The sequence below is a fragment of the Luteimonas endophytica genome, assembly GCF_029887875.1.
GTDB lineage: Bacteria > Pseudomonadota > Gammaproteobacteria > Xanthomonadales > Xanthomonadaceae > Luteimonas > Luteimonas endophytica.
In genome coordinates this window covers 122659-145153 of sequence record NZ_JARXRM010000043.1, presented here as the reverse complement: position 1 = coordinate 145153, position 22495 = coordinate 122659, and the positions used below count along the sequence as shown (strand labels likewise).

At 72.8% G+C, this 22495-nt stretch carries 27 protein-coding genes; 20 read left to right on the top strand and 7 right to left on the bottom strand.

All coding sequences use genetic code 11. The annotated features are described in order from the left end of the window. Window positions 1–21: 21 nt before the first annotated feature. Complete coding sequence (locus QFW77_RS14175; protein WP_280575421.1) at window positions 22–930, bottom strand: LysR family transcriptional regulator; 909 nt, start codon at window positions 928–930, stop codon at window positions 22–24. 133 nt (window positions 931–1063) lie between these two features. On the opposite strand from QFW77_RS14175, the gene QFW77_RS14170 reads away from it, so the two are divergent. The 6 genes from QFW77_RS14170 to QFW77_RS14145 all read left to right on the top strand — a co-directional run bounded on the left by QFW77_RS14170 (window position 1064) and on the right by QFW77_RS14145 (window position 6255). Further along, a complete protein-coding gene (locus tag QFW77_RS14170) occupies window positions 1064–1825 on the top strand; it encodes an SDR family NAD(P)-dependent oxidoreductase (protein WP_280575420.1) in 762 nt (253 codons plus the stop codon). 74 nt (window positions 1826–1899) lie between these two features. Beyond that, window positions 1900–3555, top strand: a complete 1656-nt coding sequence (locus QFW77_RS14165; protein WP_280575419.1) for a Na/Pi cotransporter family protein — start codon at window positions 1900–1902, stop codon at window positions 3553–3555. A gap of 94 nt (window positions 3556–3649) precedes the next feature. Then, window positions 3650–4012: a DUF1304 domain-containing protein gene (locus QFW77_RS14160; protein WP_280575418.1), complete on the top strand. Its 363-nt coding sequence runs from the start codon at window positions 3650–3652 to the stop codon at window positions 4010–4012. A gap of 67 nt (window positions 4013–4079) precedes the next feature. Then, window positions 4080–4604 (top strand): SixA phosphatase family protein, encoded by a 525-nt coding sequence (locus tag QFW77_RS14155; protein ID WP_280575417.1) that lies wholly within the window; start codon window positions 4080–4082, stop codon window positions 4602–4604. 175 nt (window positions 4605–4779) lie between these two features. Continuing rightward, window positions 4780–5241 carry a hypothetical protein gene (locus tag QFW77_RS14150; RefSeq protein WP_280575416.1) on the top strand — a complete coding sequence of 154 codons (462 nt, stop codon included), beginning with the start codon at window positions 4780–4782 and terminating at the stop codon, window positions 5239–5241. Window positions 5242–5358: 117 nt separating this feature from the next. Further along, window positions 5359–6255 carry an MBL fold metallo-hydrolase gene (locus QFW77_RS14145; protein WP_280575415.1) on the top strand — a complete coding sequence of 299 codons (897 nt, stop codon included), beginning with the start codon at window positions 5359–5361 and terminating at the stop codon, window positions 6253–6255. A 15-nt stretch (window positions 6256–6270) separates the two neighbouring features. Here the strand turns inward: QFW77_RS14145 and QFW77_RS14140 are convergent, their stop codons facing one another. From QFW77_RS14140 to QFW77_RS14130, 3 genes are all read right to left on the bottom strand, one after another. Continuing rightward, window positions 6271–7131: a pirin family protein gene (locus tag QFW77_RS14140; RefSeq protein WP_280575414.1), complete on the bottom strand. Its 861-nt coding sequence runs from the start codon at window positions 7129–7131 to the stop codon at window positions 6271–6273. A 91-nt stretch (window positions 7132–7222) separates the two neighbouring features. Beyond that, window positions 7223–9565 carry a bifunctional 23S rRNA (guanine(2069)-N(7))-methyltransferase RlmK/23S rRNA (guanine(2445)-N(2))-methyltransferase RlmL gene (gene rlmKL / locus QFW77_RS14135; RefSeq protein ID WP_280575413.1) on the bottom strand — a complete coding sequence of 781 codons (2343 nt, stop codon included), beginning with the start codon at window positions 9563–9565 and terminating at the stop codon, window positions 7223–7225. A gap of 22 nt (window positions 9566–9587) precedes the next feature. Continuing rightward, a complete protein-coding gene (locus QFW77_RS14130) occupies window positions 9588–10118 on the bottom strand; it encodes an alpha/beta family hydrolase (protein WP_280575412.1) in 531 nt (176 codons plus the stop codon). A gap of 82 nt (window positions 10119–10200) precedes the next feature. Between QFW77_RS14130 and QFW77_RS14125 the strand changes: the two genes are divergently transcribed. The 6 genes from QFW77_RS14125 to QFW77_RS14100 all read left to right on the top strand — a co-directional run bounded on the left by QFW77_RS14125 (window position 10201) and on the right by QFW77_RS14100 (window position 14965). Beyond that, window positions 10201–10779: an N-acetylmuramoyl-L-alanine amidase gene (locus QFW77_RS14125; protein WP_280575411.1), complete on the top strand. Its 579-nt coding sequence runs from the start codon at window positions 10201–10203 to the stop codon at window positions 10777–10779. A gap of 84 nt (window positions 10780–10863) precedes the next feature. Beyond that, the gene (locus QFW77_RS14120; protein WP_280575410.1) at window positions 10864–11775 is read left to right on the top strand and encodes an acyl-CoA thioesterase; all 912 of its coding nucleotides are present in this window, start codon (window positions 10864–10866) and stop codon (window positions 11773–11775) included. After that, on the top strand, window positions 11772–12188 hold the full coding sequence (locus QFW77_RS19170) for a putative signal transducing protein (RefSeq protein ID WP_425603336.1): 417 nt from the start codon (window positions 11772–11774) through the stop codon (window positions 12186–12188). The genes QFW77_RS14120 and QFW77_RS19170 overlap by 4 nt, the downstream gene beginning before the upstream one ends. 158 nt (window positions 12189–12346) lie before the next feature. Further along, window positions 12347–13510, top strand: a complete 1164-nt coding sequence (locus QFW77_RS14110; protein WP_280575408.1) for an RNA polymerase sigma factor — start codon at window positions 12347–12349, stop codon at window positions 13508–13510. A 76-nt stretch (window positions 13511–13586) separates the two neighbouring features. Beyond that, window positions 13587–14189, top strand: coding sequence for a hypothetical protein (locus QFW77_RS14105; RefSeq protein ID WP_280575406.1), 603 nt, complete (start codon window positions 13587–13589; stop codon window positions 14187–14189). Next, the gene (locus QFW77_RS14100; protein WP_280575405.1) at window positions 14186–14965 is read left to right on the top strand and encodes a hypothetical protein; all 780 of its coding nucleotides are present in this window, start codon (window positions 14186–14188) and stop codon (window positions 14963–14965) included. The genes QFW77_RS14105 and QFW77_RS14100 overlap by 4 nt, the downstream gene beginning before the upstream one ends. 87 nt (window positions 14966–15052) lie before the next feature. On the opposite strand, the gene QFW77_RS14095 is transcribed toward QFW77_RS14100, so the two are convergent. After that, window positions 15053–15757: an EF-hand domain-containing protein gene (locus QFW77_RS14095; protein ID WP_280575404.1), complete on the bottom strand. Its 705-nt coding sequence runs from the start codon at window positions 15755–15757 to the stop codon at window positions 15053–15055. A 139-nt stretch (window positions 15758–15896) separates the two neighbouring features. Between QFW77_RS14095 and QFW77_RS14090 the strand changes: the two genes are divergently transcribed. From QFW77_RS14090 to QFW77_RS14080, 3 genes are all read left to right on the top strand, one after another. Continuing rightward, window positions 15897–16475 (top strand): phosphatase PAP2 family protein, encoded by a 579-nt coding sequence (locus QFW77_RS14090; RefSeq protein WP_280575403.1) that lies wholly within the window; start codon window positions 15897–15899, stop codon window positions 16473–16475. After that, a complete protein-coding gene (locus QFW77_RS14085; RefSeq protein WP_280575402.1) occupies window positions 16472–17194 on the top strand; it encodes an arginyltransferase in 723 nt (240 codons plus the stop codon). Before QFW77_RS14090 ends, QFW77_RS14085 begins: the two co-directional genes overlap by 4 nt. Before the next feature lie 64 nt (window positions 17195–17258). Continuing rightward, window positions 17259–18509 carry an endonuclease/exonuclease/phosphatase family protein gene (locus QFW77_RS14080; RefSeq protein ID WP_280575401.1) on the top strand — a complete coding sequence of 417 codons (1251 nt, stop codon included), beginning with the start codon at window positions 17259–17261 and terminating at the stop codon, window positions 18507–18509. A 51-nt stretch (window positions 18510–18560) separates the two neighbouring features. Here QFW77_RS14080 and QFW77_RS14075 read toward each other — a convergent pair whose 3' ends face one another. After that, window positions 18561–18881 (bottom strand): hypothetical protein, encoded by a 321-nt coding sequence (locus QFW77_RS14075; protein ID WP_280575400.1) that lies wholly within the window; start codon window positions 18879–18881, stop codon window positions 18561–18563. Window positions 18882–19000: 119 nt separating this feature from the next. Continuing rightward, window positions 19001–20200 (bottom strand): formate-dependent phosphoribosylglycinamide formyltransferase, encoded by a 1200-nt coding sequence (gene purT, locus QFW77_RS14070; protein ID WP_280575399.1) that lies wholly within the window; start codon window positions 20198–20200, stop codon window positions 19001–19003. A gap of 135 nt (window positions 20201–20335) precedes the next feature. On the opposite strand from purT, the gene QFW77_RS14065 reads away from it, so the two are divergent. The 5 genes from QFW77_RS14065 to QFW77_RS14045 all read left to right on the top strand — a co-directional run bounded on the left by QFW77_RS14065 (window position 20336) and on the right by QFW77_RS14045 (window position 22487). After that, a complete protein-coding gene (locus QFW77_RS14065; RefSeq protein ID WP_280575398.1) occupies window positions 20336–21205 on the top strand; it encodes an SPFH domain-containing protein in 870 nt (289 codons plus the stop codon). Window positions 21206–21212: 7 nt separating this feature from the next. Next, a complete protein-coding gene (locus tag QFW77_RS14060) occupies window positions 21213–21491 on the top strand; it encodes a hypothetical protein (protein WP_280575396.1) in 279 nt (92 codons plus the stop codon). Further along, window positions 21488–21673 carry a type II toxin-antitoxin system antitoxin gene (locus tag QFW77_RS14055; RefSeq protein WP_280575395.1) on the top strand — a complete coding sequence of 62 codons (186 nt, stop codon included), beginning with the start codon at window positions 21488–21490 and terminating at the stop codon, window positions 21671–21673. Before QFW77_RS14060 ends, QFW77_RS14055 begins: the two co-directional genes overlap by 4 nt. 101 nt (window positions 21674–21774) lie before the next feature. Continuing rightward, window positions 21775–21906 (top strand): hypothetical protein, encoded by a 132-nt coding sequence (locus QFW77_RS14050; RefSeq protein WP_280575394.1) that lies wholly within the window; start codon window positions 21775–21777, stop codon window positions 21904–21906. After that, window positions 21906–22487 (top strand): hypothetical protein, encoded by a 582-nt coding sequence (locus QFW77_RS14045; RefSeq protein ID WP_280575393.1) that lies wholly within the window; start codon window positions 21906–21908, stop codon window positions 22485–22487. The genes QFW77_RS14050 and QFW77_RS14045 overlap by 1 nt, the downstream gene beginning before the upstream one ends. The last annotated feature ends 8 nt before the right edge of the window (window positions 22488–22495 follow it).

The window sequence follows — 22495 nt, the reverse complement described above, 5'->3', positions numbered from 1 at the left end:
ATGCCGCCGCCTCGCTGGCCCTCAGGCGGCCGGCTCCAGGTACGGACGCATCGCCTCGCCCAGCCAGTCCATGAAGATCCGCACCCGTGGCGACAGGTTGCGGCGGTGCGGGTACAGCAGCGAGACCGGCATCGGCTCGGCGGCGTATTGCGGCAATACCTCGACCAGCTCGCCGGCATCCAGCAGCGCACGCGCGCCCTGCAGCGGCACCTGCACCATGCCGAGCCCGGCCAGGCAGGCGGCCTGGTAGGCGTCGGCGGTATTGACCGTGAGTGCACCGTCCATCACGAGGCTGGCGTAGCGAGCGCCGTCCCAGTATTCCCAGGCTTCCGGGCGGGCGCCGAACGCCTGGACGTAGTGCACCAGCCGATGCGAGGCGAGATCCTCCAGCGTCCGCGGCACCCCATGGCGCGCCAGGTAGGCCGGGCTGGCGCAGGTGACCACGCGATAGCGGCCCAGCGGCCGGGCCACGAAGCTGCCCTCCCCCGGCGCTCCGACCCGCAGCACGCAATCGTAGCCCTCGCGCACCAGGTCGACCCGGCGATCGCTGCAGCCGAGCTCGAGCTGCAGTTCGGGATGGTCCTGCAGCAGTTCCGGCAGGCGCGGGATGACGATGTTGCGCGCGATCAGCCCCGGCATGTCGACGCGCAGCCGCCCGCGCAGTGCCCGGCCTTCGCGGCGGAACATGCACTGCAATTCCTCCATGTCGGCCAGCAGGTCTCTTGCGCGCTCGTAGAAGGCGCGGCCATCGTCGGTCATGCGCACCCGCCGGGTGGTGCGATGCAGCAGCTGGGTGCCGAGCAGGGTCTCGAGCCGGCGCACCGCGGTCGACGCACTGGCCTTGGGCAGGCCGAGGCTCTCGGCGGCGCGGGTGAAGCCGGCCAGTTCCGCGACCCGCACATAGATCTGCATGGCTTCCAGATGGTTCAAGGCTGCCTCCCGAGGATTGTTCTTGATATGCGAACAGACTTATCATTTTATTCATGTTTATTCGCTAGATGTAAGCCAATACCGTGTCGGCGTGGGCACGCACCCCGCGTTCCCAGCCATCAGGAGATGCCCAATGACCGACAACGCTCCCATTGTCCTCGTCACCGGCGGCAGCCGCGGCCTCGGCCGCAACGCCGCCCTCGCGCTGGCGCGCGACGGCAGCGACGTGATCGTCACCTTCCTCGACAACCGCACGCAGGCCGACGCCACGGTGAAGGAGATCGAGGCGGCAGGCAGGCGCGCCGCGGCCCTGCGGCTCGACACCGGCGACATCGACGCCTTTCCCGCCTTCGTAGCCGAAACCCGGACCGTGCTCGGCGGCTGGCAGCGCGAGCGCATCGACGGACTGCTCAACAACGCCGGCATGGGCGTGCACGCAGCGTTCGCCGAGACCACCCCGGAGCAGTTCGATTGGCTGTACCGGGTGCACCTGAAGGGCGTCTACTTCCTCACCCAGGCGCTGCTGCCGCTGATCCGCGACGGCGGGCGCATCGTCAACGTCTCCAGCGGCCTGGCCCGGTTCTCGATGGAGGGCTACAGCGCCTATGCGGCGATGAAGGGCGCGGTGGAGGTGCTGACGCGCTATCTGGCCAAGGAGCTCGGCGCGCGCGGCATCGGCGTGAACGTGCTGGCGCCAGGGGCGATCGAGACCGACTTCGGCGGCGGCCGGGTTCGCGACGATGCCGCGATCAACGCCTGGGTCGCCGCCAACACCGCGCTTGGCCGGGCCGGGGTGCCGGACGATATCGGCGCCGCGGCCGCCGCCCTGCTGTCGCCCAGGATGGGCTGGGTAAACGGGCAGCGGGTGGAGGCTTCGGGCGGCATGCTGCTCTAGCGCCGGCGCCGGCGCACTCCTTACTCCGGAGCGCCTGCTGTACCGTTGGCCGCCCGCCGCTCGTCCTCGCGCCGATGCCCATCGCTGCCCTGATCACCTTCGCCGGCGGCATCGGCCTGTTCCTGCTCGGCATGCGGCTGATGAGCGACGGGCTGAAGGTGGCGGCCGGGTCGGCGCTGCGCGGGCTGCTCGCGCGCGCCACCGGCTCGCCGCTGCGCGCGCTCGCCTCGGGGGTATTGATCACCGCGCTGGTGCAGTCGTCGAGCGCGGTGGTGTTCGCCACCATCGGCTTCGTCAACGCCGGGCTGCTGACCCTGACCCAGGCGGTCGGGGTGATCTTCGGCGCCAACCTCGGCACCACCTTGACCTCGTGGATCGTCGCCCTGGTGGGGTTCGACCTCGACCTGCGGATCCTGGCGATGCCGGCGGTGGCGCTGGGGATGGGGCTGTGGATCGCCGGGCGCGGGCGCGGCCCGGCGCTCGGCCGGGCGCTGGTGGGGTTCGGCATCTTCTTCCTCGGCCTGGACGTGCTGAAGGGTGCCTTCTCGGCGATCGGGCCGGACGAGGTGTTCGGCCACGCCGGCGCGCGGGCGATGCCGGCCGTCGCCTTCACCGCGGTCGGCATCGTCCTCACCCTGCTCATGCAGTCGTCCAGCGCCGCCCTGGCCGTCACCCTGACCGCTGCCGCGACGGGCCTGCTGCCGCCGCTGGCTGCCGCCGCGATGGTGGTCGGTGCGAACGTCGGCACCACCTCGACGGCGGTGTTCGCCAGCATCGGCGCCACCGCGCCCGCGCGCCGCGCCGCCGCCGCGCACGTGGTCTTCAACCTGGTGGCCGCCGCCGCCGCGCTGGCGCTGCTGCCCTGGATGCTGGGCGCCTCCGCGTTCCTGACCGCGGCGATCGGGCTGGAGCAGCGGGCCGCCACCGTCCTCGCGGTGTTCCACACATCGAGCAAGCTGCTCGGCGTGGCCCTGGTCTGGCCCTTCACCGGCACCCTGGTCGCGATGCTCGAGCGCCGCTTCGGCGGCCGCGAGTCCGATCCGGCGGTGCCGCGCTTCCTGGACCGCGCGGTCGCCGCCACCCCGCGCCTCGCGGTCGATGCGCTGGCGAGGGAGCTGGCCCGCATCGGCGCCCTCACCCAGGCGATGGCACGCACCGGCCTGGCCGGGACCTTCGGCGACGACAGCGCGCTGCTGCGCGAGCAGGACGTCGTCGACCGGCTCGGCGAGGCGGCCATCGATTTCGCGGCCACGGTCAACAGCGGCGGCGACCCGGTGGTCGAGTCCGCGCTTCCAGATGCGGTGCGGGTGGTGCAGTACTACCGCTCGATGGCCGAGCGCGCGGTCGAGCTGGGCCGGCTGGCACCGCTGGCCGCGCCGCCGGCGGAACTCGCGCCGACCCTGCACGCGCTCGATGCTGCGGCGCTGGCGGCGCTGGCCGATGCCGACCCCGGCGTAGCGCACGATGCCGACCATCTCGCCCTGTCGATCGACGCGTTCGAGGCCGCCTACCAGCACGCCAAGTCGGAGCTGCTGCGTGCGGGCAGCCGCGGCACGCTGCCGTCCACCGCGCTGGTCGGGGCGCTGGACCGTATCAGCATCCTGCGGCGGATCGTCGAGCAGGCGGGCAAGGCAGCGCGGTTCATCGCCCATCTGGCCCCGGCGTCCGTCCCGACCCCGCCCGCGGCGGCCGCCACCGACGCCGGCCCGCCCGACCGCTCCACGCCCTGACCGCAGTCTCCGGACCGCACGGCGCCCGCGCGGCCCCATCGCCCGGCCGGCCCTGCTAGGCTGGAATCCAATTCCGCACGGGAACGCACCTCCGGTGACCACCGCCGCCAATCTGCTGATCGCGTTGATCGCGCTGCTGCACATCTGGTTCCTGGTGCTGGAGATGTTCCTGTGGACGCGGCCGCTGGGGCGGCGCACCTTCGGCACCAGCGCGGAGTTCGCTGCTGCGTCGCGGGTGCTGGCCGCCAACCAGGGGCTGTACAACGGGTTCCTGGCGGCCGGGCTGGCCTGGGGGTTGTGGCCGGGCCCCGGGAGCGGCGCGGTGAAGCTGTTCTTCCTCGGCTGCGTGCTGGTGGCCGGGCTCTACGGCGGCGCCACGGTGGGCCGCCGGATCCTGTTGGTCCAGGCATTGCCGGCCGCGCTCGCCCTGCTCCTGCTGGCGTGGGGGCGTGGATGACCTCCGGCCCTTTTCGCGGCCGCCGCGGCTGCGCATGCTCCGTCTCCCACCGAACCCGGAGTGCCCGATGCGGATCACGATGACGGCGCTGCTGCTGCTGTTCCTGGCCGCCTGCAGCGGCGGCGCGCCCGAGCGCCGCGCCACGGCTCCCGAACCCATCGAGACCACCTTCATCGTGGTGCGGCACGCGGAGAAATCGGCGGAGGATCCGCGCGATCCGTCGCTCGACGCCAGCGGCGGGCGCCGCGCTTCGGCGCTGGCGGCGCAGTTGGCGGAGCGGCCGCTTTCCGCGATCTACGCCAGCACCACCCGCCGCGCACGCCAGACCGCGGCGCCGACCGCGGAGCGGCAAGGCCTGGAGATACGCCAGTACGACCCGGCCCGGCCGGTCTCGGAACTGGCCACGGTGCTGCATACCCGCCACGCCGGCGGCACGGTGCTGGTGGTCGGGCACAGCAATACCGTTCCCGGCATCGTGGCCGCGCTGTGCGCGTGCCAGGTGGCGCCGCTGGACGAGGACGACTACGGCGACCTCTACGAGGTCCGGATCGGCGCCGACGGCGGCGCGGAACTGCGCCACCTCGACTACTGAGGAGGATCGCCCGGGCTCGCCGGGTTGACCGCCATCGGCCGGGGCGCCGCCCTGCACGCCAAAAGAGTGACGAAGATCACAATTTGAAGTGGGCGCCACAGCTATCGTCGAAACCGGGAGGGCCATCGCGCGGTCCAAATGCGCGCCGCCACCGGACCTTAGGGGAATGTCGTCCATGAAACGCAGCAACCATCATCTGGCGCCATTGGCCGCGCTGGCATTGTCGCTTGCGGCCGTCGCGCCGGCCTGGGCGCAGACGATCGACGCCTGCCCGCGCCTGCCCGGCGATTCCACGCTGACCTGGACCGAACGAAGCAGCGACAGCTTCGTCATCTGCCGCGCCGTCACCGAGGATGGCCGGGAGGTCTTCGGCCTGTACCTGGCGGGCGACTCGCCGTTCCAGCCCCGACGCGCCAATCGCGAGGAAGCGGGTGTGATCAACGGCCAGGACATCCGCTGGTACCGCAGCGAGGTCGCGGGCGACCCGGACAAGCTGGTCCGCGAGACCCTGCTGGAGCTCGATCGCGATCGGGTGGTGCACATCTGGCTGCATGCCGACAGCGAAGACGAGATGCGCCAGAGCATGGGCATGGTCGAGGCGCTCCGCTTCGAGGAAACGCGCTTCAGCAGCAACTGAAGCGCGGCACGGCTGGGGCCGATCGCAGGATCGGCCCAACCCGGCGCCGCGGCCGGCCGAACTGGAACCGCGGCGTCCGCTCGGTCAAGCTGGGGGCAGCCTGCCAGGAGCTCCGCGATGAAGATCCACGAGCGCCCCGATGCCGTCGTCGCCTCGCTGTACGACGAGAAGACCGGCAGCTTCCAGTATGTCGTCTCCGATCCGGCCACCCGCGCCGCCGCGGTGATCGATCCGGTGCTCGACTTCGACGAGAAGGCGGCCGCCACCGCCACCGCGAACGCCGACCGGTTGCTCGACTACATCGCCGGCGAACGGCTCGACGTGGCCTGGGTGCTCGACACGCATCCCCATGCCGACCATTTCTCGGCGGCGCCGTACCTGGCGGACAAGCTCGGCGCGCGCACCGCGATCGGCGAGAAGGTCGTGGAGGTGCAGCAGCTCTGGAAGGACATCTACGGCCTGGAGGATTTCCCCGCCGACGGCCGGCAGTGGGACCGGCTGTTCGCCGATGGCGACGGCTTCCAGATCGGCCGGCTGCCGGTGCGGGTGATGTTCTCGCCCGGGCACACCCTCGCTTCGATCACCTACGCCGCCGGCAGCAGCGCCTTCGTCCACGACACGCTGATGATGCCCGACGCCGGAAGCTCGCGCGCCGACTTTCCCGGCGGCGACGCGCACCAGCTCTACCACAGCATCCGCGGCCTGCTCGCGCTGCCGCCCGACACCGCGCTGTTCGTCGGCCACGACTACGGCAAGGACGGCCGCGAACCGGCCTGCGTGGCGACCGTCGCCGAGCACCGCGCGTCCAACATCCACGTCAGGGACGGCCTGGACGAGGCGCATTACGTCGCCACGCGCGAGAAGCGCGACGCCACCCTGCCCCTGCCGATGCTGATGCTCTATGCCCTGCAGGTGAACATCCGCGGCGGCCGGCTGCCAGAACCCGATGCGGCCGGCCGGGTGTACTTCCGCATTCCCGCCAACCGCTTCGAGCCGCCCGCCGGCGTCGCCTAGGACCTGCCGACAGCCCTAGAAGCGGCCTTCTTGGAAATCGACGAAGGCCTGCATCAGTTCCTGGCGGGTGTTCATCACGAACGGACCGTGGCGCGCCACCGGCTCGCGGAGCGGACGCCCGGCCACCACCAGCACCCGGGCGCCGGCCTCGCCGGCGCGCAGGGCCAGCAGCTCGCCGCCGCCGATCACCGCCAGCTCGGGCGCCGCGAGCGCGCGCGCATCGGCGCCGTCGCCGATCCCGAGCGCGCCCTCGAATGCGTACACGAACGCGTTGTGGCCCTCGGTCAGCGCGTGGGTCCAGCCCGCGCCCGGCGCCAGGGCGACGTCCAGGTACAGCGGGTCGGTGGCGGGCTGGGCGATCGCCCCGCGCACCTCGCCTACGGCTCCTGCGATCACCTTGACCGTCACGCCCTTCGCCGGCGACACCACCGGAACCGCCTCCGGACCGAACTCCTGGTAGCGCGGCTCGGTCATCTTGTCCTTCGCCGGCAGGTTGACCCACAGCTGGAAGCCGCGCATCAGGCCCTGCTGCTGCTCGGGCATCTCCGAATGCACCAGGCCGCGCCCCGCGGTCATCCACTGCACCGCGCCGGGTACCAGCAGCCCTTCGTTGCCATGGTTGTCGCGGTGGCGCATGCGCCCGTCGAGCATGTAGGTGACGGTTTCGAACCCGCGGTGCGGGTGGTCCGGAAACCCGGCCAGGTAGTCCTCGGCGCGGTCCGTGCCGAATTCGTCCAGCAGCAGGAAAGGATCGAGATCGGGCAGCTCGCGACCGCCGATCACCCGGGTCAGGCGGACCCCGGCGCCGTCCGAGGCGGCGCTGCCGCGGACCTTGCGGACGACGTGGGCGCGGCGGGGCGGATCGATGGCGTTCATGGCGGTTCCTGCGGGAGTGTGATCCCTGGGTGGGGCCGCACGCAGCCCGGACGAGGTGCGCGGATGGAACGCAGGGTGTGAAAAACGGGGCCTACGCCTGCAGCCGCCAGGCGCGGTGGATGCGGGGGTTGCGGGCGAAGTCGGCGGGGATGGTGGCGGCGCCGATGTCCTCGCAGTGCGCGAACGCCGCCACGGCGTCGTCATCCAGGCGGAAGCGCCGGAAATTGTTGCTGAAATAGAGCACGCCGCCGGGCGCCAGCCTGGCAACCGCGGCGCGCAGCAGGCGCACGTGCTCGCGCTGCACGTCGAAATCCTTCGCCCGCGCCGAATTGGAGAAGGTCGGCGGATCGCAGAACACCACGTCGAACCGGCCGCGTTCGGCCTCCAGCCATTGCAGCGCGTCCGCCTGCACCAGGCGATGGGCGGTGCCGCCGATCGCGTTCTCGCGCAGGTTGTCGGCCAGCCACTGCAGATAGGTGGCCGAGAGGTCCACGCTGGTGGTGTGCGCCGCACCGCCCACCGCCGCGAGCACCGTCGCCGCACCGGTGTAGCAGAACAGGTTGAGAAACCGCGCGCCACGCGCCTCGGCGGCCATCCGTGCGCGCAGCGGACGATGGTCGAGGAACAGCCCGGTGTCGAGATGGTCGAACAGGTTGACCCGCAGCCGCGCCTGGCCCTCGCGCACCACCAGGAACTCGCCGCGCGTGGCAAGGCGCCCGTACTTGCTGCCGCCCTTGCCGCGGGTGCGGGTCTTGGTGGCGATCCGCTCCTGCGGGAGCGCGAAGGTCTCGCGCGCGGCGGCGAGCAGTTCGCCGAGCCGGCGCCGCGTTGTCGCTTCCGGGATCTCGGCCGGAGCCGCGTACTCCTGGACGTGCAGCCAGCGGCGCTCCGGGGCATCCGCCTCGGCGTAGACGTCGATCGCGGCGGCGTATTCCGGCAGGTCGGCATCGTAGGCGCGAAAGCACTCTACGCCTTCGCGCGCGAGCCAGGGCTTGAGCGCGCGAAGGTTCCGGCGCAGGCGGTTGGCGACCATCCGCGCGCCTTCCGACAGCGGCGGGGGCGTCGCGGCGGTCGCGGCGCGGGAGGGCGCGACCGGATCGCAGACGATCAGCGCGCACTCCAGCGCACCGTTGAACACCCGGTAGCGCTTGCGCGCGCGCAGCCCGGTGGCGAACGCCAGCTCGTCGCCGCCGCACAGCAGGCTGGCCCGCCAATCGGGCACGGTGGCCGCGAGCATCGCGCCGAGCGCGCGATACAGTGCCGGGTCGGCGGCCAGGCGCGCATCGTAGGGTGGATTGCAGACCACCAGGCCCGGCGGCTCCCGGCGCTCCGCGGCGGACCCGGTATCTGCGCCTTCGGCGGTGTCGGCCGGCACCGCCGCGCGGAGCTTCTCCGCGGCGCGCGCCCAGGGGTCTCCGGCAGGCGCCGCCTCCCGGGTCTGCTCGGACTCGGCAGCGCCCACGCGGCGCGCCGGTGCGGTCCGCAGCGCCGCGATGTCGGCCGTCTCCAGCACCACCGCATCGAGTACGCCGGCGGCGGCGGCGTTGGCGCGGGCCGCATCGATCGCAAGCGGATCGCGGTCGCTGCCGAAACATACCCGCGCCAGCGCAGCGCGGCCGCGCTGCCCGCGTTCCCGCGCCTCCCGCCACGATTCCGCCCAGGCCGCGCCATCGAACCCGCGCCAGCGCGTCGGCAGCGGGATCGATCCCTCGTCGTCCTCCGCGCCCGCTTCACCGCGCCCTGCGTCACCGGCTGCGCCGCGCAGCCGCTGCAGCCCCGGTGCGACGTCGGCCGCCATCAGCGCTCCCTCGATCAACAGGGTGCCGCTTCCGCACATCGGGTCCCAGAGCACACCACCCTCGGCATGCCGACGGGGCCAGCCGCCGCGCAGCAGCACCGCCGCGGCCAGGGTCTCCTTGAGCGGCGCCTCGCCCTGCGCGCGGCGCCAGCCGCGCCGGTGCAGCGGGCCCCCGCCGAGATCGACCGCCAGCAGCGCCCTGCCCTTGCGCACCACCAGGTTCAGGCGCAGGTCGGGTGCAGCGAGATCGACGTCCGGCCGGCCGCCGCCGTCGGCGCGCATCGTATCCACCACCGCGTCCTTGATGCGCTGCGCGGCGTAGCGGGCGTGGGTGATGGCCTCGCCCGAGACGTGGGCGTCGACCGCCAGGGTCATCGAGGCCTCCAGGTGGCTCGGCCAGGGAAGCCCGCGCGCGCCGGCGTACAGGGCGTGTTCGTCGGGACAGTCGTACTCGGCCAGCGGCCAGAGCACCCGGCTGGCCAGGCGCGACCACAGCACCGCCCGCTGCGCATCGCCCATCGTGCCCTCGGCGTTCGCCCCGGCCACCGCGGCGGTGACGCGCGCGCATCCGAGCGCGAGCAGCTCGTCGGCGAGCAGGTACTCGAGACCCTTGGCGCAGGAGACGAAGAACTTCATGCGCGACCCGGAGCCGGGCGGCTCAGAGGCTTTCCAGCAGCTGGGCGAACGCCTGCGCCGAGGCCTCCACGTGGCGGGAGAGCCGGTGCGAGTCGTCGACAAGCAGCAGCCGCGCCTTGCGCGCCTGCGCCCAGGCGACCACCTCGGCCGCCGGGATCAGTTCGTCGTCCCAGCCGTGCACCAGCGAGGTCGGGACCTGCGCCGCCTCCAACGGCGGGGCGCCGCGCATGCGGGTGGGCGGCGCCATCAGGAACAGCCCCGCAACCCCCACCTGCAGCGACACGTGCCCCGAGATCCACGCCCCGAGGCTGGAGCCGGCCAGCACCAGCGGCCCGCGCGCCGCGGCCTCGCGGGCGCGCACAAGCAGGCGCTGGACCCGGGCGGGCACGTCGCCGTGTCCGCCGACCTCGCGGCGCGCGTCCAGGTCGGTGTAGTCGGGGCGCTCGTGGCTCCAGCCCAGGCGCTCTGCGGCTTCCGCCAGCGCGGTGACCTTGGTGGCGTCGGGGCCGCTCTCGAAGCCGTGCGAGAGGATGCAGTGCCCGCGCGCGCTCATGCCGCCCGGCGCCCTGCAGGGGCGGGCTGAACCACGGATGCGGGCGAAGGCCGAGCCATCGGCGAATGCTAGCATCCGGCGCATGTCGCACGGCTCCGCCACCGCACCCCCGATCGCGTCGCAGCCGCTGGCGTACGTGGCCAGGCTGCCGTCGCGGCCGCTGACGGACATCGACCTGGTGGTGATCCACTGCACCGAGCTGCCGGACCTGGCGGCGGCGCGCCAGTACGGCGAACGCGTGCTCTATCCCGAGGCCGGCACCGGCGCCAGCGGCCACTGGTACGTCGACCGCGACGGGGCGATCGTCGAGTACGTGCCCGCCGAGCGGATCGCCCACCACGTGCGCGGCTGGAACCACCGCTCGGTCGGCATCGAACTGGTGAACCGCGGGCGTTTCCCGCACTGGTACGACTCCCGGCACCAGGCGATGGAGGAACCGTATCCCGCGGCGCAGCTCGACGCACTCGCGGAGTTGCTCCTGCACCTGCGGCGGTCGCTGCCGGCGCTCCGGCTGATCGCGGGACACGAGGACCTGGACACCGAGCGGGTCGCGGCCAGCGACGACCCGACCCTGGACGTGGCGCGCAAGTGCGATCCCGGCCCGCTGTTCCCCTGGGCGCGGCTCCTGGAGGCGGTACCGCTGGAACGCTACCGCCGTTGAGCTCCTGCCGGGCTGGCGGCGGCCCGGGCGGGCCGCGCCCACGTACCGTCTATAATCGGCCGTTCCCCGTCGCGTCGCGTTCCCATGCAATCGCCCGTTTCCGAATTGATCGAGCTGCTGTCGCTGGAGCGGCTTGAGCAGAACCTGTTCCGCGGCCAGAGCCGCGACATCGGCACCCGCTACGTGTTCGGCGGGCAGGTGCTGGGGCAGGCGCTGTCGGCGGCGCAGGCGACCATGAGCCATCCACGCGCGGCGCATTCGCTGCATGCCTACTTTCTGCGCGCGGGCGACGTCGACCACCCGATCGTCTACGAGGTCGACCGGACCCGCGACGGCGGCACCTTCTCGGTGCGCCGGGTCACCGCGGTGCAGCACGGCAAGGTGATCTTCTTCTGCGCGGCGTCGTTCCAGCAGGCCGAAACCGGCGCCGAGCACCAGCTGCCGATGCCCGAAGTGCCCGCGCCCGAGGACACGCCCGCGGCCGCGCCGGTGCCGGCGGACGTGCTGGCGACGCTGCCGACCAAGATCCAGCGGTGGCTGGACCGGACCGGGCCGTTCGAGTTCCGTCACGTCGGCAACACCGGCGGCGACTGGCGCGACAAGCTCCACCCGCCGCGGCGGTCGCCGCTGCAGCAGGTCTGGTTCCGGCTCGCCGAACGCGTCGGCGACGCGCCGGAACTGCACCGGGCGCTGCTCGCCTACGCCTCGGACTTCCACCTGCTCGGCACCGCCACCTTCCCCCACGGGATCAGCTACTACCAGCCGGACGTGCAGATGGCCTCGCTCGACCACGGGCTGTGGTTCCACCGTCCGTTCCGCGCCGACGAGTGGCTGCTCTACGCCATCGACAGTCCCAGCGCGCACGCGGCGCGCGGCCTCGCGCGCGGGCTGATCTACGATCGCCAGGGCCACCTGGTCGCCAGCACCTGCCAGGAGGGCCTGATCCGCACCGCCGCGACCGCGGGCGCCGCGCCGGCCACGGAGCACACGCCATGAGGCAGATCTTCAGCAGCCAGCGCCTCGAGAACGTCGAAAAGGTCGCACAACTGCTGCGCGAGGAGGGCATCGAGGTGCGCATCACCAACGGCCGCTCCTACAAGAGCGGCCGCCGCCGCACCTTCAGCTACCGCGAGGGCGCCAACAGCGGCCCCCAGCCGGCGGTCTGGGTCACCCACTCGGAAGACCAGCCGCGCGCACGCGAGCTCATGCGAGCCAGCGGCCTGAGCGGCCCGACCACCCGGCCGGTGACCGACAGCTATCTCGCCACGGCCTACACGCCCGGCCGGATCCCGGGCGCCCGTGCAACGCCCGCGCCGACCGGACAGAAGATCGTCCGCTACCGGCGGATGCTGCTGGTCGGCATCGCGGTGCTGGTGGCGCTGGTGCTGGCGCGCTCGTTGGGAACCTGAGGGCACGCCCCAGGCTTGCCGGCGAGGCACCGGCCGGGCCACCCCACCGAGCGCGCCGCGCCCGGGCGCGGTAGGCTCAGGATCGGGGCGCCCCTCCGGCCCGGTCACATCCACCGACCGGCGAGCGTCCTGACCGCAGACCCGCACCGGATACCGCCATGTCCGCAGTCCCCGCAGAGGCCCTGGAAGCGCCCATCGAGCGGCTGATCGGCCGCGAACTGCCGGCCGCCGCTTCCGGCTGCCCGCACGCCTACGGCCGCATCGTCGCGGCCAGCCAGAACACCGTCACCGCGGTGGCGCTGGCGATCACCCGCGACGTACCGGCCAGCGAGGACATCGCCCAGGAGGCGTTCCTGAAGGCGTGGCAGCAACTGGGCCGGCTCAACAGCCCGAGCAGCTTCCTGCCCTGGCTCCGGCAGATCACCCGCAATCTGGCGCACGACCATCTCCGGGCCAGCCGACGGCGCCCGCTCGATGGCGAGGTCGCGGAGCTGGCGATCTCGCGCGCCGCCGACCCGGCCGGTACCCCGGTGCGACAGCTGATCGATGCCGAGCGCCAGGCGGTCGCCGCGGAGCTGATCTCCGAGCTGCCCGAGGACAGCCGCGAGGTGCTGTTGCTGTACTACCGCGAGGGCCAGAACTCGCGCCAGGTCGCCGAGCTGCTGGGGCTGTCGGATGCCGCGGTGCGCAAGCGGCTGTCGCGGGCGCGGCGCTGCCTGCGCACCGAACTGGTGGAACGCTTCCGCGAGTTCGCCAGCGGCAGCGCTCCGGGCACCGCCTTCGCACTGACCGTGGTCGCCGCCCTGGGGGGCTTCACCAAGCCGGCCGCGGCCGCCGGGCTCACCACCGCCGGCTCTACCGTGGCCGGCGGCATCCTCGGCAAGCTGCTGCTGGGCGGCAGCGCCGCGGCCGCCGGCGGCGGGCTGCTGAGCGGCCTGCTCACCGCCTGGCTGTGCCGCCGGTTCCTGGCCCGCTACGCCGACAACGCGCAGGAGCGCCGGGCGATCCTGCGCTGCTACAACACCTATCTCTGGACCTGCCTGGCGATGCTCGCCGCGGCGGTGGCCCTGGCCTTCGCGTTCACCAGCCGCATTCCCGCCTACGCGGCGGTGCTGGCGACACTGGCGGTCGCTACCTATCAGCTGCTCGGTCCGCTGGCACGGTTGATGGCTCCGCTCGTGCGCCGCGACTCGGCGCGCAACCCCGACGGCGCGTGGAAGCGCGAACTCGCCTACCGGCTGACCTTCGGGCCCAGTGGTGCGGTGATCAGCAACCTCTGCGTGCTCGGCCTGCTGGCGATCATGCACCTCCAGGGCGCCTGAGCCGCCCCGGCCGGCGGCTGGCCACTTCGCGCCCGCAATCGCGTATGCCTGGGAGAAGCCACTGCCAGGAGGCGCCATGTCAACCCGTCCACTGCGCAGGCGTCCGCGCCGCGCGCCCGCACCGGCGCTCGCGCTCGCGCTGCTATCGATGGCAGCCTCCGCCCCGGCCCAGGACGGCGGCGCGCCGCGGGTGTTCCGCCTGCAGCCCGAGCCGATGCGCGGCGTCGACCACGGCCGCGTCGAGGTGGTGCGCGGCGAGGCGGTGCCGGAGGGTCACCGTTTCTTCCTCGACGGACTGAACGTGCTGACCCCGGTGTCGGTCACGCTGATGGGCGCCGACGCCGCCGCCCCCGTGGAGCTCCTGCTGACCAAGTACGCCTGGGACCAGCCGGTCCGGCGCGGCCGCACCGGCGACGACGGCGAGGGGCTGCTCAACTTCCGCTTCCGGACCGAGGGCGAGTTCCAGGCCACGGTGCGCGCCGACAGCGCGGGCGCGCCGTACCAGCTGGTGGTCTGGGTGGGCGAGGAGGTCGAGCCGCAGCTGCGCCCGGTGGTGGTGCCGGCCAGCGAGTACGCGGCCGCCCCTGGGCCGCGCTGGTGGCTGTGGTCCGGCCTGGTGCTGGCCCTGCTGGCGCTCGCGCTGACGGCAGCACTGGTGCTGCGGAGGAAACGGGCATGACCGCCTTGCGACCGGTGTTCGCCCTGATTCTGGCCGCCTGCTGGTGCGCGAGCGCCGGCGCCAATGGACCGACATCGCCGGCGGGGCTGGAGGCGAGCGATGTGGAGGACTGGCGCGAGTGGCGGCGCATGAACGACCGCAACGACCTGGAACGGGACACCCGCGGCCAGCGCGCGACCGACGACTCGAGGCGCCGCACCCGGGAAGCGGAGTACCGGACCGCCGTGGACAGGGGCGTGCAGGCAGGCGTCCGCAACGCCCTGTGGGCGCTCAAGACCTACGATTCCTACGTCGACTTCCGCCGCGCGTTCGACGCCCTGGACGATGGCGACGGCGCCTACGATCCCGATCTCGGCGAAGGGCCCACCGTGCCTTCGGGCTGCGCCGAATCGGACGAATGCAACGCCTGCTACGCGCGCGCCGTGGAACGCATCGACTTCAACCGGTTCTGGCTGCACCGCGCCTGGTCGATCACCCACTCTCACCTCACCATGGCGAAGAAAGCCACCGCCTTCGGCGACAGCGCCTCCGGGTTCCACGGCATGTCCGGCCTGGCCTGGCAACTGGGCGGCAAGCCGCAGATCGAGCAGGCCACCGGCAGCCTGCGCAACACCTACCGCAGCAAGTCGCGCGAATACCTCGACAACCTCGAAAGCGCGATGCGCCAGCTCGGCGAATGCGAGGCGGAACATTTCGACGAGCGCGACTGGTACGGGCGCTTCGGCTTCCTCTACGTCAGCTTCATGCGCGGCCGCTACGAGAGCGCGGACCCCTGAGCCAGGGCAAAAAAGAGCCCGCGTGCGACGAGCACGCGGGCGGAGACTGCCGACTTTAGACAACCATTTTCCTGCAACGCTCTCGATTCAACGCATCGGCTGCGGCTCCAGCTCCGCGCGCGAGAGAAAGCCGTCGCGGTCCTCGTCCATCCATGCGTAGCCCGCGGCCATCCGCGGCATCTTCTCCTCGACCTCGACGCGGCTGAGCTTGCCGTCGCCATTGAGATCGGCCGCCTTGAAGCGTTCGTCGAAGCGATTCGCCATGGCCGCATGGCGCTGCGGACGCTGCGCCCGGTGCCAGGCGCGCAGCTCGGAGCGCACGATGTGGCCATCGTTGTCGGCGTCGATGGCCGCGAAGTTCTGCAGCAGATGCTGCCGACCGCCATGGCCGCCATGGCCACGCGAACCGTCGGCTCCGGCAGCCGCGGGGGCCGTTTCGATCTCGGCGCGGCCGATGCGGCCGTCACCGTCGGTGTCCAGGCGAGCGATGCCTCCGCGGCCCATGCCGCCCATCCGGCCCGGATGCCCGCGCTCGCCACGCTTGCCGTTGCCTCGATGGGCCGGGCGCTCGCCCGCATCGAGGCGGCCGTCACCGTTGCGGTCGAGCTGGTCGAAACGGGCCGCCAGGCGCGGGTGCGCAGCCGCCTCGGTGCGGTCGATCGCGCCGTCGCCATTGGCGTCCGGCTTCATCCGCGCCTGGCCGGGCGCGTCAGTGGCGGCGTGCGCCGCGGCGGCGGCGCCGAACGCGGTCAGCGCCAGCAGGGTGGCCGTGAACAGGATGGTGGATTTCATCGGGGTCTCCGTGGCCGCGGCAGCGCGCCGCATGTGCAAGGGACAACGCCGGAGCCGTCCGAGCCGTTGACAGCCGGATGGTCCTGTTCAGGGGGCCGACAGTCGCGGCCGCCGCGATCGCCGGGGGTATGCTGGCGCGGTGAAGCACGCCCTCGCCCGTCCCGTCTCGATCCTCGGCCACCCCTTGCTGATGCTGCCCCTGGCGCTGCTGTTGCCGGCGGTCGCGAGCGGCATGCCGGGGGCCGCGACGACCGCGGCGGGCTTCGCCGCTGCGGCCGCGCTGGTCATGGGCTGGTCCTGGCGCAGAGTGCGCACCGGGCGCTGGGCCCACGTCGACGCCAGCGACACCGCGGAGCGACGTTCGTTGAACCTGTTCCTGCTGCCGGTGCTGGCGGTCGCCGCGCTGCTGGCACTGCACGCGGCGCCGAACGTGGCGCTGTACCTCGCGCTGTCGGCATCGATCGTCGCCGCGGCGATCCTGTCTTCGCGCTGGTGCAAGCTGTCGCTGCACGCGGCGTTCGCGGTGTTCTGCGGGGCGATGCTGCTGCGCTGGTCGGCCTGGGCGGGGGCCGCCGTGCTGGCGTTCGCCATCGCCGTGCTGTGGTCGCGGCTGGCACTGGCGCGCCACCTTCCCCGCGACCTGGTCGCAGGAGCCGCCGCGGGCGCCGCGGCCGCCGTACTTTCCTGGCCACTGGCTCCCGACTGGCCGGCGCCATGAGCATCGGCGACCCGGATTCCCTGCGGCTGTTCCACACCGGGTTGCACCCATGCGGCTACTGGCCCGACCGGGTCGCCCGCGACCTGGTGCTCGACCCGCGCGATCCGCGCCTTCCGCAGTTCTACCCGCAGGCGCTGCAGTGGGGCTTTCGCCGCTCCGGCGATATCGTCTACCGGCCGCACTGCCAGGGCTGCCGCGCCTGCGTCGCGGTGCGCATTCCGGTCGCGCGCTTCACCCCCGACCGCGGCCAGCGCCGCTGCCTGGCGCGCAACGCCGACGTCGAGGCGCGCGTGGTCCCGGCCGAACGCAGCGACGAGCGGCTGGCGCTGTACCGGCGCTACCTGCGCGCCCGCCATCCCGCTGGCGGCATGGACGACCATGGGGCGGCCGAATTCGACCAGTTCCTGCTCGGCAGCTGGACCAGTGGCCGCTTCCTCGAACTGCGCCTCGGCGGGCGGCTGCTCGCGCTGGCCGCTACCGACCTCGCCGGGGACGCGCTTTCGGCGGTCTACACCTTCTACGATCCCGACGAAGCCGCGCGCAGCCCCGGTACCCTGGCGATCCTGCAGCAGATCCAGTGGGCGCGGCGCGAGCGCATCGACCATCTTTACCTCGGCTACTGGATCGACGGCCATCGCAAGATGGACTACAAGCGCAGGTTCCGCCCGCTGGAGGCGTTCGACGGCCGCCGCTGGGCTCCGCTGGAGAGCGTTCCCTAGCGGTTCCGATCCGCGCCGCGCGACGGCCCGGCCGCCCCACCCCACTCCTCCCGCTTCCGTGCCCATGAACCCATCTTTCCGCCTGTGCGCCACCCTGATCGTCTCGGCCGCCCTGCTCGCCGGCGCCGGATGCCTGCGCGTCAAGGTGCACGGCGATCCCCACAGCTACCGCGAAGCCATGTCCGAACCCGAACTGCGCCTGGCCACCTACAACGTCTCGCTCTACTCCGAGCAGCCCGGCGGGCTGTTGCGCCGCCTGCAGGCGAACGACGCCGAGGCCCGCAAGGTGGCGGCGGTGCTGCAGCGGGTGCGCCCGGACGTGGTGCTGCTCAACGAGTTCGACCACGACGCCGAAGGGCGCGCCGCCGACCTGTTCCAGCGCGGCTACCTGGAGGCGCCGCAGCCGGGCGGCGGCGACCCGCTGCAGTACCGCTACCGGTACTTCGCCCCGGTCAACACCGGCGTGCCCAGCGGCCTGGACCTGGACGGCGACGGCGGGGTCGGCGCCGAGGGACGCGCCCGCGGCAACGACGCCTGGGGCTATGGGCTGCACCCCGGCCAGTACGGGATGCTGCTGCTGTCGAAGTATCCGATCGACCACGCCGCGGCCCGCACCTTCCAGCGCCTGCGCTGGGCCGCGATGCCCGGGGCGCGCCGGCCCGTCGATCCGGTGTCGGGCACGCCCTGGCACCCGGATGCGGTGTGGGCGCAGCTGCGGCTGTCGTCCAAGTCGCACTGGGACGTGCCGGTGCGGACCCCGGCGGGGCGGCTGCACGTGCTCGCCTCGCACCCCACCCCGCCGGTGTTCGACGGTCCGGAAGACCGCAACGGCGCGCGCAATGCCGACGAGATCCGGCTATGGAGCGAGTATCTCTCGCACGGCGAGCGGCCGTGGCTCTGCGACGATGCCGGGCGCTGCGGCGGGCTGGAGCAGGCTGCGCGCTTCGTGATCCTGGGCGATCTCAACAACGACCCGGCCGACGGCGACGGCCGCCACGAGGCGATCCTGGAGCTGCTGCGGCATCCGCGCGTTCTGCCCCACGCCGCGCCCTCCAGCGAGGGCGCCGTGGCGGCCGCGCGGAACGCCCCGGCAGTCGCCGGGATGCGCCGCGGCGATCCGGCCAGCGCGACCGGCGATTTCGGTCCGGTCGGCCCGCTGCGGCTCGACTACGTGCTGCCGTCGACCGGCTGGGCGGTGGTGCGCAGCGGGGTGTTCTGGCCCGCGCCCGGCGCGCCGGCAGCGGCGATCGTCGACGGCACCGACCACCGCCTGGTGTGGGTGGACGTCAGGCCGCTCGCGGTCGGGACGGACTAGCGCACAGCGCGCGACCGGCGGCGGCCGCCTTCAGTCCAAGCGCCCGGCCGGCTATGCCTCCCCGGCGGTCGGCGCCCCCGCGACGGCGGCTGGCGCGGCGGTGCGCGGCCCGAAGCCGAAGCTGCCGTCGCTCTGGGTGGAGACGATCATCCGCACCATGCTGCCGGGCACCATGAGCTCGACGGTGACTTCACCGCCCTGCTCTGTGCGCCCGCGCAGGGTCATCTCGATCATCGCGCCGCCGGTGTCGATCTCGTCGCAGGCCACGTGCGCGCCCATCCCGCTCTCGCGCAGGTAGGGTTTGATCGCCTCGCCCAGCGCTTCGAGCGCCTGCGGGTAGAAGAACACGGCATAGCCGTGGTGTGCGTTCATGCGAGCTCCCGGTTCGTGGTTCGATGCCGCCGGCGCGACGCCGCGCGCGCGATCGACGCAATGATGGCGTGGACGGGTCGCGCGGGCCGCGACCGCCGCCTGGCGGCTTGCGACACGCCCTAGCGCAGCGCGATCGAGATCGCCGCGGCGGCCTCGCGGGCGAGCCGACGAGCGTGGTCGATGTCGTCGCCGCGCGCCAGGGTCACGCCGACCCGGCGCTGGCCTTCGACCCGCGGCTTGCCGAACAGGCGCAGCGCCGAGTCCGGCGCGCGCAGCGCCGCCTCCACGTTGCCGAACACCGGCACCCCGCTGCCCTCGGCCAGCAGCGCGCAGGAGGCGGCGGGGCCGAGCTGGCGGATCGACGGCACCGGCAGGCCGAGGATCGCGCGCGCGTGCAGCGCGAACTGGCTCAGCTCCTGGGAGGCCAGGGTGACCAGGCCGGTGTCGTGCGGGCGCGGCGAGACCTCGGAGAACCAGACCTCGTCGCCGCCGACGAACAGCTCGACGCCGAACAGGCCCCAGCCGCCCAGGTCGTCGGTGATGCGGCGGGCGATCTCCTGGGCACGGGCCAGCGCCACGGCCGACATCGGCTGCGGCTGCCAGCTCTCGCGGTAGTCGCCATCGCGCTGCAGGTGGCCCACCGGTGCGCAGAAATCGGTGCCGCCGGCATGGCGCAGGGTGAGCAGGGTGATCTCGTAGTCGAAGTCGATGAAGCCCTCGACGATGGCGCGCCCCGCGCCGGCGCGGCCTCCGGTCTGGGCGTAGTCCCAGGCCCGGTCGACGTCGGCCTCGCCGCGGACCACCGACTGGCCCTTGCCTGAGGACGACATCACCGGCTTGACCACGCACGGCAGGCCGATCTCCCCCACCGCGGCGCGGTACTGCTCGCGGGTGTCGACGAACCGGTAGGGCGAGGTCGGCAGGCCGAGCGTTTCCGCCGCCAGCCGGCGGATGCCCTCGCGGTCCATGGTCAGCCAGGCCGCGCGCGCCGTGGGGATCACCCGGGTCCGGCTGCCGGCGGCGGCGAGCTCGCGCTCCAGCTCGACCAGGGTCGGGGTGTGGATGGCCTCGATCTCGGGGACCACCAGCGCCGGCCGCTCCTCGGCCACCAGCGCGCGCAGCGCGGCCCCGTCGAGCATGTCGAGCACGTGGCTGCGGTGCGCCACCTGCATGGCCGGGGCATCGGCGTAGCGGTCGGCGGCGATCACCTCCACGCCCAGGCGCTGCAGCTCGATCGCCACCTCCTTGCCCAACTCGCCCGAGCCCAGCAGCAGCACGCGGGTGGCGCCGGGGGACAGCGGGGTGCCGAGGTCGACCATGCGGGGCTCCGTCGCGAAGGGGCGGCCATTGTATTCGGGGTGGCCGCCCGGCCCCGGCTGCGCGCTGGGCACTTTACTGTCAGATATCATTCTGATATCAATATATCGACGCCCATGGGGGGCAGGAGAGTTCCGATGAAAGAGAACCCGATCCGTTCGCTGCCCGGCATCCCGGTGCTGCTGGCGCTGCTGGCCGTGCTGCTGGCGTGCGCCTATGCCATCTTCACCGTCGTGGTTCTCGGGGACGGCGGCGGACCCCGGGTCGCCGGCGCCGTCCTGGCCGGTGCGATCGCGGCGGCGTGCCTGGCCGGCCTGTACATGGTCGAGCCCAACCAGTCGGCCGTGCTGAGCCTGTTCGGCAAGTACGTGGGCACGGTGCACGACAACGGACTGCGCTGGAACAACCCCTTCTTCAGCAAGCGCAAGGTGTCGTTGCGGGTACGCAACTTCGAGAGCGGCAAGCTGAAGGTCAACGAGCTCGACGGCAGCCCGATCGAGATCGCCGCGGTGGTCGTGTGGAAGGTGGTCGATTCGGCCGAGGCGGTGTTCAACGTCGACGACTACGAGAGCTTCGTGCACATCCAGTCCGAAGCCGCGCTGAGGGCGATGGCGACCAGCTATCCCTACGACCAACACGAAGACGGCCAGATCTCGCTGCGCAGCCATCCGGCCGAGATCTCCGACCGCCTCAAGGAGCACCTGGACGAGCGCCTGACCTCGGCCGGGGTGGACGTGCTGGACGCGCGCATCAGCCACCTCGCCTACGCGCCGGAGATCGCCCACGCCATGCTGCAGCGGCAGCAGGCGAACGCGGTGGTCGCGGCGCGCGCGCGGATCGTCGCCGGCGCCTGCGGCATGGTCGAGATGGCGCTGGCCGAACTGCAGAAGAGCGGCGTGGTGGCGCTCGACGAGGAGCGCAAGGCGGCGATGGTCAGCAACCTGCTGGTGGTGCTGTGCGGAGACCGCGGCACCCAGCCGGTGGTCAACGCCGGATCGCTGTACTGAGCCGGCGATGCCCGACGGCCTGCTCCTGCCGATGATCGTCGCCGCCAGCAGCCTGCCGGCTTTCCTGGCCGCGCGTGCGTTCGGCGCCGACCGCCCGCGGCTCGCCAGGCTGATGCGGCTGGTCGGGGTGGCGATTCTCGCCGGGGCGGTCGGCCTGGCCTGGGCCGGCGGCGACCGCGGCCGGGTCGTGGCCGTCGCCGTGGTCCTGGCGCTGGCGGTCAATGGCCTCGGCCTGGCGGTGCTGGTCGACGCGCTGCGCTCCAGGCGGGGAGGCGGGCGGCATTGAGCCTGAAGAAGAGCTATCCGCTGCGCATCAACGCGGAGATCCTCGCGGCGGTGCAGCGCTGGTCCGACGACGAGCTGCGCAGCCTCAATGCACAGATCGAGTACGTGCTGCGCGAGGCGCTGCGCAGGGAAGGACGCCTGCCGCGCCCCTCGGAACCGGCCGACCCCGGCGACCGGCGCTGACGGTCGCTCGCCCGCCGCGGGACGGCCGCAGGGAAACCCGACCAAAGGAGCATCGAAATGACTCGTTGGGATCACCAAGCCATCGAGACGGAGGACGCCCCATGCTGCACATCGTTGCCCTGATCGAGCGGCGCTTTCCGCGCCACGCCCGGGCCATCGTCGCCTCGCTGCTGCTGGCCTGCGCGCTGGCGCTCGCCGCCGGCCTGCTGCTGGCGACGCAGGGCGCCGGCTGATGGACCCCGCCCTGCAGCTCGAACCGGCGTCGGCGCGCACCCGCCAATGGTGGAACGTCCTGGCGCTGGCGCTGCCGCTGGCGGCGATCGGGGTGGCGGTGGCCCTGGCCGCGACCGTCGATCCGCCCGAGCGGCTGATCGGCGGCAGCGTCCCGCTCACCGCGGCCCTGGTGGGCGGCGGGGCGGCGCTGGTCACCGTGGCGGTCTGGTGGGGGATCGGCCGAAGGCTGCGCCGCCATTGCCTGCGCGTGGGCCCGGATGGGCTGGAGATCCTCACCACGTTCTATCGACAGCACCTGGGCCTGGAGGAACTGGAACTCGAGCAGGCGCGCGTCGTGGACCTCGGGGAACGCGGCGAGTTCAGGCCGATGCTCAAGACCAATGGCACCGCCCTGCCCGGTTTCCAGAGCGGCTGGTTCCGGCTGCGCAACCGCGACAAGGCGTTCGTCGCGCGTGCGGGCGGGGGCCGCGTGCTGCTGCTCCCGACCACCCGCGGCCATGTCCTGCTGCTGCAGCCGCGCCAGCCCCGCGCGCTGCTGGAACGGCTGCGTGAACTGGCCGCCGGCGCCCGGCACGGATAGGCTGCGCC